The sequence below is a fragment of the Anaerococcus hydrogenalis DSM 7454 genome, from assembly GCF_000173355.1.
Classification (GTDB): Bacteria; Bacillota; Clostridia; order Tissierellales; family Peptoniphilaceae; genus Anaerococcus; species Anaerococcus hydrogenalis.
Genome location: NZ_ABXA01000044.1, coordinates 107,978 through 121,568, shown reverse-complemented (window position 1 = coordinate 121,568; position 13,591 = coordinate 107,978). Strand labels below are relative to the sequence as shown.

The window sequence follows — 13,591 nt, the reverse complement described above, 5'->3', positions numbered from 1 at the left end:
GTAAGGCAGGTTACTCACGTGTTACTCACCCGTTCGCCACTAATCCACTTAAGTTCATTCCGAAGAAATCATCTAAGTTTCATCGTTCGACTTGCATGTGTTATGCACGCCGCCAGCGTTTATCCTGAGCCAGGATCAAACTCTCAATTAAAGTTTGATCTTGACTATTGTCATTTTCATTTGGTCTCAAAGTATTAACTTTGTAGTTTTATTTTGTTTTATTAAAGGTTCATGTGTCATTTGTAATGACTATTTAAGTCTACCACCTTTTTGAAAGCTTGTCAAGTTTTTTTAAAGATTTTTTAAATTCTTTTGTTTAACACGACCTCTTTCTTGGTGCCGACTATTATATTATATCTCGTATTTTTTCTTGTCAAGTTTTTTGAAGTTTTTAAAACTTTTTCTTGACTATTTTGAGATAAAAATATAGCTGTTAATCAAACAGCTATATTAGTATATTATCTTTTTGACTTTTGTCAAATGTTTTTATAAATTTTCTATTACTTCTTCTATATCAGGAAGTTGTGCTTGTGGATATTCTTTTGACCACTTAACAATTCCTTCTTCATCTATTATTATATTTGCTCTTTTGCTTGCTGAGTTTTCTTCATTAAATATTCCATAAGCTTTTGCAACTTCTCCAAGTGGGAAAAAGTCTGATGCAAATTTTACATTATCTATATTTAATACTGCAGCCCATGCCTTTTTTGATGGTTGTGGATCTATTGAAAGTCCTATTACTACAGTTTCTCCTTTTTCTTGGATTCTATCGTAATTTCTTTCAAGAGATCTCATTTGGTCTGCACATACTGATGTAAATGCTAGAGGGTGGGATGAAAGTATAACTTTTTTTCCTCTATAGTTTTCTAAGTTTACATCTTCAGCATTTTGATCTTTTATATTAAATAATGGTGCTTTTTCACCTTTTTTTATTATTGACATTAATTCTCCTATTATAATTCAGCTATTGCTTCTATTTCTAATAGTCCACCTTTTGGTAATTTTCCTACTTCTACACAGCTTCTTGCTGGTTTGTGGTCACCAAAAAATTCTGCATATACTTCGTTTACTGCTGCAAAGTCATTTACATCATCTAAGAATATGTTAACTTTTACGATTTTTTCTACAGATGATCCGCCTTCTTCTATTATAGCTTTTACATTTTCTAATGATTGTCTTGTAGCTTTTTTGATATCATCTGATATTAATTCGCCTGTTTCTGGTACTAGTGGAAGTTGTCCTGATGAGTATACGAATCCGTTTGTTACTATTCCTTGTGAATATGCTCCAACTGCTGCTGGTGCTTTTTTTGTTTGAATTATTTTCATAATTTCCTCCTATTTAGTAAACGTTATTATATTATGAACATACTTTTTTTCTTTTCTTATTCAACTCATATAATAAAAAAAATCTCAAAAATTAATTTGAGATTAGTTTAGTTTGTATTGGTCTTTTATTATTTGTATATTTTGTCTTAGTTCATCGCTTAAATCGTCATAGCTTTCTAGATTTTCTATATCTTCTTTTGCTTTTTTTATGTTATTAAGAGATAAATTTATTTGCAGTCTATTGTAGGTCATCCTTGGGTCTTCTGGATATTTTTTTAGACCTTGGTTTATTATTTCTATGGCATCTATTGGTTTTTTTGTTGCATATAAACTTATGGCATAGTCATTATAAAGTTCTCTAAATTCTCCGCCCTTGTCTAATGAGTTTTTAAAGGCAAGGTTTGAATTTTCATATTGACCTACATTTTGATAGGCTACTGCTAGGTAATAGTAAGCATCTGCTCTTTTAGTTTTTGATAAGAGTCTGGTTAGTATTTGAATTGCCCTATCAAAGTTTCCCTTTCCTATATAGTAAAGGCCTTCTTCTATTTCTGCATTGTCAAATATCATTTTTATTTTGTCTCTTATTTCATCTTGAGCTTGTATATCTTTTGTTCTTTGGAGGGCATTTTCATAGTAAGATCTTGCCTTTATATACTCTCCAAGATTTGCGTATATATTTCCTAGCTCATAATAAGATAGAGGGAAATCTTGGTCTTGGTTTATTATTTCTTGTAAAATCCTTAAAGCTTCTTTGATAAATTCATCCTTATATTCTGTATCTTCATACGCCTTTGGCCATAATACTCTGGCATAATTATATGAATTGTATTTATCAAATGGGTTTATTATATATCCTCCCCTTAGTAAAAGGAGTGATTTTTCTGGATTTTTTTCTATTATTTTTAAAGCCTTTTGTGATGTATATGACCCTATATTTTTTATATAATTTTCTATTATTTTTATATAGGATTCTTTGTATCTAAAGTCTTTATCAATTCCTAAATTTATTATTAGTCCGTCAAGAATTATATCTAAGTTTATTTTGTTTTCAAATTCCCCACTTATTACATTTTCTGATAAGTCTTTTGCATAAAGGGCTAAGGGAGTTTTATTTAAAAGTTCATATGACGATTCTTTTTTTAGGTCAATGTAGGCTAGTTTGTCTGTAAAATTTAAAAAATATTGGTCTATTTTTGCCATTTTATCCTCTCATAAATTTTCTTTGCCTGTAGGAGTGTTTGGATAATATTTTAAATAAATGTCCTTTAAATAGTAAAAATATTGTATCCCACAAGGAAAGCAGGATTACATAAATAAGTTCATTTCCTATTACCAAGGTATTCATAACTAATTTATTTATTAAATAAGCTTCTACTAAGGTATAAATTAGGGCATAGATTCCCCAAATAAATATGTTATTTTTTACAAAATTAAAGGAGTCTATTAATATAGTAAATCCATAAACACTTTCTATATAGACAAGTTCTATTACGGCTGATGTAAAAAATTTAAATATTATGCTTACAAGGTATGAAATTGTCGGATCAATTCCTCCAAGTAGGTTATTTATTATTAAGTCTACTATGTATATTGAAAACATAGCAGACATGATCAAGTAGAAAAAATTTGATATTGAATTTTCTATTGATTTTTTCCCCGTGTTGTTATATAGGACAATCGACCTTAGGGCTTGGGCTACAAAACATAAAATTAATATCTCTATCAAATAATTTATTAGGAATGAAAGATAGGAAGAGTTTATTACTGATAAACCCTTCATTCCTTCAAATATAGACCTAACTATTAAAGAAATTAATAAAATATATGATTTTTTTATTTTTTTTATACTTTCAAAAAAAGCTTCTTTTGAAATTTCTAAAAAATCTATAATTCTTTCTTTCATTACATTTGATCCACTGTTTTTATTCCAAGTAGTTTTAGTCCGTTTTTAATGACTATTGATGTTGCGTAAGCCAAGGCTAGTCTTTGTTCTTTTAATTTTTCATCGTCAACCATAATTTTTGATGTATTGTAAAATTTATTGAAATTTTTAGCTATGTCCATAACTTTTCTAGAAATTATGGATGGTTCGTATTTTTCTTTTGCCCTTACAATAGATTCTTTAAATTCAGCCAATGATTTTATTAAATTAAATTCTTCATCTGTATTTAATAAATCAAATTCTACCTTATCAAAGTTATCTATTTGACCTTTTTTTAGGACGGATTTTGCACGAGCATATGAATATTGTACGTAAGGACCTGTTTCTCCTTCAAAGTTTAATAGATTATCCCAATCAAATACATAATCTTTTATCCTATTGTTATATAATTCTTGGAATTTTACGGCACCTATACCTACAATTTGTGCAGTTTCATCTAGATTTTCAAGAGCTGAATCCCTATCTTTCATTATTTCTTTTGTTTTATCAATAGCCTTATTTAAAACATCTTCCAAAAATACCACTTGACCCTTTCTAGTTGATAAAGTTTGATCTTTCAAACTTACCATTCCAAAAGGTATGTGCTTACACTCTTTATAAAAATCATATCCCATAAGCTCTAGTATTGCCCACAATTGTTGGAAATGAAGATTTTGTTGGGTAGCAACTACATATAAATTTTCTGAGAAATCATATGTTTTTTTCCTATTAATTGCTGTTGCTATATCACGGGTAATATAAGCTGATGAACCATTTGATTTAATAATTATAGCTGGTGGAAGGTCATATTTACTCAAATCTATTATTTGAGCCCCATCAGATTCTGTTAATAAGTTCTTTTCTTCTAATTGATCTAAAACATCTGGTATATATTTTGATTGATAAGCTTCCCCATGGTAATTATCAAAGTTTATATCTAATAATTTATAAACTCTGTAAAATTCCTTAAATGAAATTTCCTTAAACCAAGACCAAAGCCTCACTGCTTCTTCTTCGCCTTCTTCAAGTCTTCTAAATTCATCTCTTGCTTCATTCATCATATCTTGGTCATTAGAAGCTTGCTCATTATATCTTACATATAAATTTAAAAGCTCCTTTATTGGGTTTTGGTTTAGTTTATCATCATCACCCCAAAGCTTGTAGGCTGCTATCATAATACCAAATTGTGTTCCATAATCTCCAATATAATTACTAGCTATGGTATTATAGCCAAGAAAATCATGAATATTTCTAATTGCATCACCAATGACAGTTGATCTAATATGTCCAATGTGGAAAGGCTTGGCAATATTTACTGATGAAAAATCGAGTACAATATTTTTTCCCTTTCCCATATCTGACCTACCATAATTTTCTTTTTCTTTAATAATTTCTCTTAAAACTTGATCTTGTAAATATTTCCTATCTATATAAAAGTTTAGGTAGGCATTTAAGGAATCTACCTTTGAAAAATAAGGTGAGTCTTCTTTTTCTAAATCCTCTTTTAATTCTTTTGCAATAATTGCTGGGTTTTTTCTCAATTTTTTTTGCCAAAATAAAGCAAGGAAAAGAAAAATCTCCCATATCATCTTGAGGTGGAATTTCAATCAAATCATAAATTTCTTGAAAATCCAATCCTAGTTCTTTTTCTTCTAGCTTTTTTGCTATTAATCCTTTTAAATCTTCCATTTATCCTCCAAAATCTATTTGAATTTTACAATTGTAACCCCATATCCGCCTTCTTTTTCATTTCCAGGCCTATAGGAGTCTATCATTTTATTATTTTTTAAATAATCATTAATACCATTTCTCAAAGCACCAGTTCCCTTACCGTGGATAATTTTTGCTTGGTCAAGTCCTGATAACATTGCATCATCTATATACTTATCAAAATTTCTTAAAGCCTCATCATATCTTTGCCCCCTCAAATCAAGAGTTGGAGAAATGTGCATGGCTTTTTTTGCCTTGTAAATTCTATTGGTATTTTCTTTTGTTTTATTTTCATCTTTAAGCTTGGTAACATTTTTAATATTAGAATCCATTTTCAAAATGCCCATTTGTACTTTTATATTACCCTTTTCATCTGGATTCTCAATAACTTGAGCCTTTTCATTTAGGCCTTCAATCATTACAAGGTCACCAACTTTTAAATTTTGAGGAGCATTTTTGCTTCTTTTTTCTCTTAGGATATTTTCATCTTTTTCGATTTTTGATGACTTGTATTTATTTCTTATTTCATTTAAGGACCTGTCAATGTCAGAAGTGTTTGCATTTTTTGATTTTTTTGCAATTTTTAACATTTCTTGACTTGACTCATTGGCCTCTTCCAAGATTTTATTTGCTTTTTCTTCAGCTTTTTTAATTATATCCTTTTCTTCTTTTTTTATTTTTTCAGAAAGGGATAGAAGATCATTTCTAGCTTTTCTTATTTTTTTCTTGTAATCTTCTATTTCTTGGTTTTTGATTTCCATTTCTTTTTATTTTGGTCAAGTTCTTCTAAAATTGTATTAAAGTTTTTGTTATCTTCTGAAAGAATTGACTTGGCATTTGTTAAAATTTCTCTATTTAAACCTAGTCTTTTTGAAATCTCAAAAGCATTTGATTTACCAGGAGTTCCTATAATTAACTTATAGGTTGGTGATAAGGTCTCAAGATCAAATTCAACACTTGCATTCATTACCCCATTTTTTTCTAAGGCGTAATATTTTAACTCAGAATAGTGGGTTGTTGCAAAGGTCATAGTATTTTTATTTTTCAAAAATTCTAGGATTGAAATGGCGAGGGCTGCCCCTTCTGTAGGATCAGTTCCACTTCCAACTTCATCTAATAAGACCAGGGAATTTTCTGTAATATTTTCTGTTATTTTTACAATATTTGTAAGGGATGCTGAAAATGTTGAAAGACTCATCTCTATTGATTGTGTATCTCCAATATCTAAAAATATATCGTCAAATACATTTACCAAACTATCCTCATCACAAGGTATATAAAAGGCAGATTGGGCCATTAGAGAAATTAATCCAACTGTTTTTAGGGATACAGTTTTTCCTCCAGTATTTGGTCCTGTAATAATTAAAGTGTTATAGCCATCACCAATTTTTACATTTATTGGCACAACCTTTCCCTTTAATAAGGGGTGACGGGCATTTTTTAAATTAATTATTTTTTTATCTGTAAGCTTTGGAATAGTATATTCGTGGGCCAAAAAATATTTTACCTTAGCTTGTAGAAAGTCTATTCTTTGAATTAATTTTTGATTTTCTAAAATTTCTTGGTCAAAACCTTGTACAAATCTTGAAAGCCTATCCAAAATTCTTCTAATTTCGTCGCCTTCTTCGATTTGTAAATTTGATAAATCATTATTTAATTCTACAATTGCATTTGGTTCTATAAAAAGAGTATTTCCAGATTGAGACCTATCATGGATAATTCCATTTAAGACTGCTTTTTTATTTGTCTTTACTGGAAGCACATACCTACCATTCCTAATAGAAACTACCTTATCTTGAAGGGAATCGTCAAATTTTGAAGATGAAATATAAAATGATAATTTATTTTTAATTTCTTCTTCCTTTTTTCCCATTCTTTTTCTAATAGACCTTAAATTTGCCGATGCATTATCAGCAATTTCATCTTCAGAAATTATAGACCTTTCTATTTCATCTTTTATAAAATCATTGGTAGAAATCCTATCAAAAATATCTTTAATATAAGAATCTTCTATATTTTCCCCATATTCTTTTAAATAATTACTAACCCTCAATAAGTCAAGAATTTTTAAAAGTTCAAAGGGTTCAAGGATTCCATTTTTTCTAACATAGCCAATTATTTCTTTTAAATCATAAAGTCCAAAAATATCAATATTACCATTTTCTACAATGACCTTTTCCATAGCCTTAGTCTTATCTAATTCTTCTTTAATTTCTTTTATATCATTTTTAGGCTTTATTTTTAGAATTTCTTTTTTAACAAGTTCACTTCTTGCATAGTTTTGAAGTTTTTCCAAAATTTTTTCAAACTCTAAAACTTCTAAAGTTTTTTCCTGCATTAAATAACACCCCTGTCATATCCAAGATTGTTAATCTTACTTCTTCTTATATTTTTAATATCTTCATTATCTCTTACAAGATACAATAAGGATACTGAATTTTCAATTTTTTTAAGGTCAATATTTGTAATTTCTTTTGAATAAATCCTAGATAAGCCATCAGATCTTTTTATATCAAATAAATTATTATCCTCATCTTTTATTTGAGAATTTGAAAATTTACAAGATTCACAGCCCTCAAGACCACATTTTTTTTATGGCAGAAAATGGACAATGCCTCATATTCATAAGCTCAATTGGGCCGTATGCCAAAATTTCTGTTGGGTATGATTTAGAATTTTTGTTTATATTTTCAAAAGAATTTTCTACTGATGAACAAATCATTGAAGAAAAATCACTATAAAAATCAAAGGAATAAGAATTGAAAACATTTAAATATCTGCCTATCCTAATTTCAAGACCATTTTTTAAAAATTCATCTTTTAAAACAAAGTCCTTGTAATTATTAAAAACTACTCCCTTAAAATTTTTATCTTTCAAAAAAGAAATGAAATTATGGTCATATTTTTTATCAGCATCCATAATATAGAAAATATTTAAACCATCAAATTTTTTATCATATTTCCTTAAATAAATATTGTCAAAATCTTTTAAAAGAGATACGTCTACATCATTTGACAATAGCTCTATATTTTTTCTCTAGTAAAAGTCTTTTTTTCTTTTAGTTTTCTTTTTTAATCTTTACTGGACTATTTTTATAAAAGGCAAGTCTTTTTTCATTTAAATCTTCCACTGCCCTTCTTCTCATAGAATTTATATCTTTTTTTCTTAAAAATATATTTTTATCTATATCAATTTCAACTTTCCTAGCCTCATAAATTGTATTTCCAAGTTTGGTGAGATTTTCTTTTATATCCTCTTTTTCTAAAGAAATATTTTTTCCTTCTTCTACTAAATTTTCTCCTTCATAGGATATTTTAGTATCCTTATATTGAAGGGTGATTTTTGGATATTTTCCAATTTTTGCCACAAATTTTATGTCTAAGGGCAAATTTTTATAAGAATTTAGGCCTTGGTCTAAGTTGTCTTTTAAAACTTTTGAAGAAAGAAGATAAATTTTTGACCCTATTTTTGCATCTTTAAAATCTTTTAATTCTAATTCTTGGCCCTTTTTCAAATCCTCCGTCAAGGTCAAAGGGAGTTTTCTATTTTTTTCAGTAGTAACTTGAAGGATCGATTCTTTTATCAAAGATGAATTTGATTTAAAAAATCTCTTGCCATTTTTTTCATAAACCTGACCAATTTCCCTATGTTTATTTTCATCTTCAAGGGCAAGATATGATGATTTTTGACCAAAAATAAATCCTTTTGTATAGGACCTGTTTGAAATATCCCTTAACTGGTCCTTATCATAAAAGTTTTTCTCTAACTTTTCTTTATAATTTTTGACAGTATTATAAACGTACTCATCAGTTTTCATACGTCCTTCAATTTTTAAAGAATCAACTCCAGCCTTAATTAGCCTATCTGTATAATCTATGGTTGATAAATCTTTCATTGAAAGATAATAATCTTCTCCCAAAATTTTACCGTCATTTATAAGCTTATATTTTTTTCTACAAATCCCTGCACACCTTCCCCTATTGGCAGATCTTTTACCAAGATATGATGATAAAAGGCATTCTCCAGAAAATGATACGCACAAAGATCCATGAACAAAAACTTCTGTATCAATATCTAATTTACAAATTTTTTCAATTTCATCAATTTCTGTTTCTCTTGCAACAACTACCCTATCAAAACCAAGATTTTTGGCAGTAAGTGCCCCCTCATAATCTTTTATGGCCATTTGAGTTGAGGCGTGAAATTCTAATTTGTGCTTTGCATTTTTATTTATATTTTTTACCAATGAATATAGACCAATATCTTGGATTAAAATTGCATCAGCCCCATATTCAAAAAGTTTTTCAATATAAAAAATCGCCTTATCAATTTCTTCATCCTTTATAAGGGTATTTATGGTTATAAAAACTTTTTTATCAAACAAGTGAATATAATCAATCACTTCTTCAATATTTTCCAAAGAAAAATTCTTGGCGTAGGCTCTTGCACCAAAATCATCCAAGGCTAGATAAAAACTGCAAGCCCCTGCAGAAATGCCTGCATCAAGCATTGACATTTTTCCAACAGGAGCTAATATTTCAGTATTTTTCATTATAAGTCCCTCTTTAAATCTTCATTTTCTTTTTGAAGATCGAGATTTTCCTCTTGCAACTTAGTTAAATTTTCTCTAAGTTTTTTAAGATTTTCATCTTTAGACTTATTTATTTTATTTTCTTATCAATTTCCGCATTCAACCTATTAATAGTAGAATTCAAGCCATCTATTTTTTCATAGATTCCATAAAATCTTTCTTAGATTTTTCAAAATCATCTTTTGTAATTTTATTTTCTTCTTCTAATTTTTCGTAAGCTTCTTTTATTTTAGGATAATTTTCAATAGGCTCCTTAGCTTTTTCTCTTAGCTCTTTGTGCTTGATTAAAATTTTATACATTTCATCAGCTATATTTACTGAAGCTAAGACAAGTTGATTTTCACGAGTTAATTTATCATTATCAATTTCTCGAATTTTTTTATCAACATAAGCAGCTATTTGCTTTATTTCATTATTTTCCTTTTCACTTACCAAAGTGTAGTCCATGCCAGCAATATTAACAACAATTTTATTATCTGCCACCTTAACTCCTAACTACGCAAGTTTATATTTTCCTTACTTAAATCTTCTAAAAATGCTTTTTCAATTTTTTCAACTTCTTCATCTTTTAAAGTTGCATCATTTTTACCATAAGCTACCTTGTAAGAAATAGATTTTTTGCCTTCTTCAATTTGATCTCCTGTGTAGATATCAAATATTTCTATATTTCTTACCAAGCCATCAGCTTTTTCAATGATCTTATCTTCAATGCTTTGACTTTCTACATCCCTATCACAAGTAAATGAATAATCACGAAGAATAGATGGGAATTTTGAAAGAGCCTTATACTTAACTTGGTCAATTTTTTTATCCTTAATCATAGAAAGATTAATTTCTAAGGCTAGGGCAGGATTTTTAATTTTAAATTCTTCCATAACTTCATAAGAAATTTGTCCCATTATACCAATTTTTTGACCATCTAAATAAATATTTGCACACCTTCCTGGGTGGAAAGTTTTGATATTTTCTTCAGTTTCAAACCTAAATCCTTTAAAACCAGTCTTATTCATAGCTTTAATAAAGAAATCTTTCAAATCATAGAAAGAATAATCTCCATAAAGACCCATGGTCAAGTATTGTTTTTCTTCTGGAAGATCATCTCCACCTTTAATAAAGGTTGTTCCAATTTCATAAAACCTTAAATCTTTTTGTTTTTTTGCAATATTTTTTGAAAAAGTATCAAGCATATTTGAAAGAAGAGTCGTCCTCATTACAGAATAATCTTCTCCCAAAGGATTTATAATTTTTATATAATCTCTTAATTTAGAATTTTCATCAACCAATAATTTGTCATAATCTCTTGGAGAAATAAAAGAATAGGTTGTAATTTCTGAGAATTTTTGTCCAAATAAATTATTTTTCAATTCATCTTTTAAAAGTCTCATTGAAGTTTTCTCTCCCCTTTGTAAAGATGAATAAAGTGGTTTAGATTCAACTTTTCCCATTCCATAAAGTCTTGCAACTTCTTCAATTAAATCTGCCTCAATTGAAATATCCATTCTAAAATCTGGAATTTTTGCTTCAATTGTATCATCGTCAATATCTCTAACTTCAAATTCTAAAGATTTTAAATAAGAAATTGCCTCATCTTTTGAAAACTCTCTTCCAATTAAAGAATTTAATCTAGAAATCCTAAGTTTTACCTTGTTTTCTGGACTTTCTTTTATTCCTTCATCAAAATGATCTTCTAAAACATCTCCAATTCCAAGATCTGTTATAAGTTTCATAGCTCTTTTTGATGCAAATTCTGCATTTTCTACAGAAATTTCCTTTTCAAACCTTGATGAAGCCTCAGATCTTAAATTTAAAAATTTAGAAGATTTTCTAATATTATCAGAATCAAAATTAGCAGCTTCAAGAAGGATAGTTTTTGTATCTTCTGTAATTTCACTATCCATTGATCCCATAATTCCTGCAAGACCAATTGCTTCTTTTCCATCAGAAATTACTAGAACTTCCTCATTTAATTTTCTTTCTTCTCCATCAAGAGTTTTAATAACTTCACCTTCTTTTGCATCCCTTACAATAATTTTTCTATCATGTAAAGTTTCAAGGTCATAAGCGTGAAGAGGTTGTCCTGTTTCAAGCATTACAAAATTTGTAATATCTACAACATTATTTACAGGTCTCATCCCAGCAAGCATCAAACAATTTTTAAGCCATTGTGGAGATTCGCCAATTTTTACATTTTTAACAATTCTTCCTGTAAATCTTTTACAATTTTTAGATTTAATTTCTATCCCATTAAAATACTGATCTTTTTTATCAGAAACTGTTGGATATTCTGTTGATGGATAGGTGATTTTTTTATCAAAAGATGCTGCAGATTCTCTTGCCATTCCTATAATTGAAAGACAATCAGGTCTATTTGGAGTAATTTCATATTCAATTACTGGTGTATTTGAAAATAAAACTTCAACTGCAGGTGTTCCTGGATTAAATTCACCAGATAAAACTATAACTCCATCCTTTGATTTTTTTTCAACAACAGAATCATCATAGCCAATTTCTTTGTATGATGTAAGCATGCCTTGGCTTACTATTCCAAAGAAATCATGGTCATCAATTTTTTGTCCGTTAATTTCTGAGCCTGATTTTATTACTATAAGATAGTCGCCTTCTTTTGTATTTTTTGCAGAAGTTACTATGGTAATTTCTTCTCCAACATCAATTGTAAGAACAAATAACTTATCTGCATTTGGATGTTTTTCTTGTTTTAAAACTTTTCCAACAACAAGTCCCTCAAGTTTATCAGAAATAAAATTTACACTTTCAACGTGGGAACCTGTTTCTGATAGTCTATCTGTAATTGTTTTTAAATCTTCGTCTAATTTTATATAATCATTTTGCCAAATTAAAGGTACTAACATAATCCCTCCTAGAATTGCTCAATAAATCTTTTGTCATTATCAAATAGTAATCTAATATCATCTAGTCCGTACTTAACCATGGCAATTCTATCAACACCAAGACCAAAGGCAAAACCAGTATATTTTTCACTATCTATCCCACAATTTTCAAGTACATTTGGATGAACCATTCCTCCACCCAAAAGTTCCATTGACCAACCTGTATTTGAACAAGCAGGACATCCCTTACCACCACAAATTGGACAAGTTACATCAACTTCAAGAGATGGTTCTGTAAATGGGAAATGGTGAGGACGATAACGCATTTTCATATCATCTCCAAACATTTCTTTTATAAAAGTTTCAAGAGTTGCTTTTAAATTTGCAAGTGATACATTTTCATCTACAACCAAACATTCTAATTGGTGAAACATTGGTGAGTGAGTTGCATCTACTTCGTCGTTTCTAAAAACTCTTCCAGCTGAAACCATTTTTATAGGAAGTTTTCCCTCATTCATCACACGAATTTGCATACTTGATGTGTGAGGGCGAAGAAGAGTATTTTCATTTATATAAAAAGTATCAGAAAGTGATCTTGAAGGGTGATTTTTTGGTGAATTTAAATCATCAAAAACATTTTTCACTGTATCAATTTCTGGTCCTTCTACAACATCAAAGCCCATATTTTGGAAAATTTCTTCAAGCTCTGCCATTGTTTGATTAATAACTGATAAATGTCCACTAGAATAAAGGTCAAAATTTGCTGTTACATCAATTTTTTCTTCCTTAACTTTTTTTTCTAAAAGATTTTTTTTGATTTCTTCTTTTCTTTCTTCAAGTTTATTTTCAACTTCTTTTGAAGTTTGATTTATTAGTTTTCCTGCCATTGGCTTTTGATCATTTGGTAATTTTGAAATATTTTTCTTTAGTGAAGTAATTTCTCCTTTTTTACCAAGATATTTAACTCTTAAATCGTCAAGAGTTTTTAAATCTTCACTTTTTTCAATAGCCTCACTTGCTTTTTTAACTAAGGCTTCTAATTGTTCTTTCATTTTAACTCCTTTAATTTTTTGTACAAAAAAACTGCCCTATAAAAGGACAGACTTATCTGCGGTACCACCTAATTTGATTTTTTAATCCACTCAATAATTATAACGCATTACCGTCTCAACTACTTTTAATTCGTAT

At 28.8% G+C, this 13,591-nt stretch carries 7 protein-coding genes, 1 rRNA gene and 3 pseudogenes; all 11 read right to left on the bottom strand.

Going from position 1 to position 13,591, the window contains the following annotated elements; genetic code table 11:
• Window positions 1–151 (bottom strand): 16S ribosomal RNA (locus ANHYDRO_RS08380); the annotation flags it as partial.
• A 335-nt stretch (window positions 152–486) separates the two neighbouring features.
• The gene (locus ANHYDRO_RS08375; protein ID WP_004815650.1) at window positions 487–942 is read right to left on the bottom strand and encodes a redoxin domain-containing protein; all 456 of its coding nucleotides are present in this window, start codon (window positions 940–942) and stop codon (window positions 487–489) included.
• A gap of 11 nt (window positions 943–953) precedes the next feature.
• Window positions 954–1,328, bottom strand: a complete 375-nt coding sequence (locus ANHYDRO_RS08370) for a RidA family protein (RefSeq protein WP_004815648.1) — start codon at window positions 1,326–1,328, stop codon at window positions 954–956.
• Between the two features lie 102 nt (window positions 1,329–1,430).
• Entirely contained in the window at window positions 1,431–2,531 is a 1,101-nt protein-coding gene (locus ANHYDRO_RS08365) for a tetratricopeptide repeat protein (protein ID WP_004815647.1), read from the bottom strand.
• A 1-nt stretch (window position 2,532) separates the two neighbouring features.
• A complete protein-coding gene (locus ANHYDRO_RS08360) occupies window positions 2,533–3,234 on the bottom strand; it encodes a hypothetical protein (protein ID WP_004815644.1) in 702 nt (233 codons plus the stop codon).
• A pseudogene (gene argS / locus ANHYDRO_RS08355) lies at window positions 3,234–4,941 on the bottom strand (arginine--tRNA ligase). Before argS ends, ANHYDRO_RS08360 begins: the two are co-directional and overlap by 1 nt.
• 14 nt (window positions 4,942–4,955) lie before the next feature.
• Window positions 4,956–7,300 (bottom strand): annotated as a pseudogene (locus ANHYDRO_RS08350) (endonuclease MutS2).
• Window positions 7,300–9,515, bottom strand: a pseudogene (locus ANHYDRO_RS08345) (peptidase U32 family protein). The pseudogenes ANHYDRO_RS08350 and ANHYDRO_RS08345 overlap by 1 nt, the downstream one beginning before the upstream one ends.
• Before the next feature lie 168 nt (window positions 9,516–9,683).
• Entirely contained in the window at window positions 9,684–10,037 is a 354-nt protein-coding gene (locus ANHYDRO_RS08340) for a cell division protein ZapA (RefSeq protein ID WP_004815633.1), read from the bottom strand.
• 8 nt (window positions 10,038–10,045) lie between these two features.
• On the bottom strand, window positions 10,046–12,424 hold the full coding sequence (gene pheT, locus ANHYDRO_RS08335) for a phenylalanine--tRNA ligase subunit beta (protein ID WP_004815630.1): 2,379 nt from the start codon (window positions 12,422–12,424) through the stop codon (window positions 10,046–10,048).
• 8 nt (window positions 12,425–12,432) lie between these two features.
• Window positions 12,433–13,455: a phenylalanine--tRNA ligase subunit alpha gene (gene pheS / locus ANHYDRO_RS08330; RefSeq protein ID WP_004815628.1), complete on the bottom strand. Its 1,023-nt coding sequence runs from the start codon at window positions 13,453–13,455 to the stop codon at window positions 12,433–12,435.
• Window positions 13,456–13,591 lie beyond the last annotated feature (136 nt).

What these genes read in the sequence shown, in the direction of transcription:
- pheT (WP_004815630.1), bottom strand. Translation starts at nt 12,424, where the DNA reads ATGTTAGTACCTTTAATTTGGCAAAATGATTATATAAAATTAGACGAA.
- ANHYDRO_RS08375 (WP_004815650.1), bottom strand. Translation starts at nt 942, where the DNA reads ATGTCAATAATAAAAAAAGGTGAAAAAGCACCATTATTTAATATAAAA.
- ANHYDRO_RS08360 (WP_004815644.1), bottom strand. Translation starts at nt 3,234, where the DNA reads ATGAAAGAAAGAATTATAGATTTTTTAGAAATTTCAAAAGAAGCTTTT.
- pheS (WP_004815628.1), bottom strand. Translation starts at nt 13,455, where the DNA reads ATGAAAGAACAATTAGAAGCCTTAGTTAAAAAAGCAAGTGAGGCTATT.
- ANHYDRO_RS08370 (WP_004815648.1), bottom strand. Translation starts at nt 1,328, where the DNA reads ATGAAAATAATTCAAACAAAAAAAGCACCAGCAGCAGTTGGAGCATAT.
- ANHYDRO_RS08365 (WP_004815647.1), bottom strand. Translation starts at nt 2,531, where the DNA reads ATGGCAAAAATAGACCAATATTTTTTAAATTTTACAGACAAACTAGCC.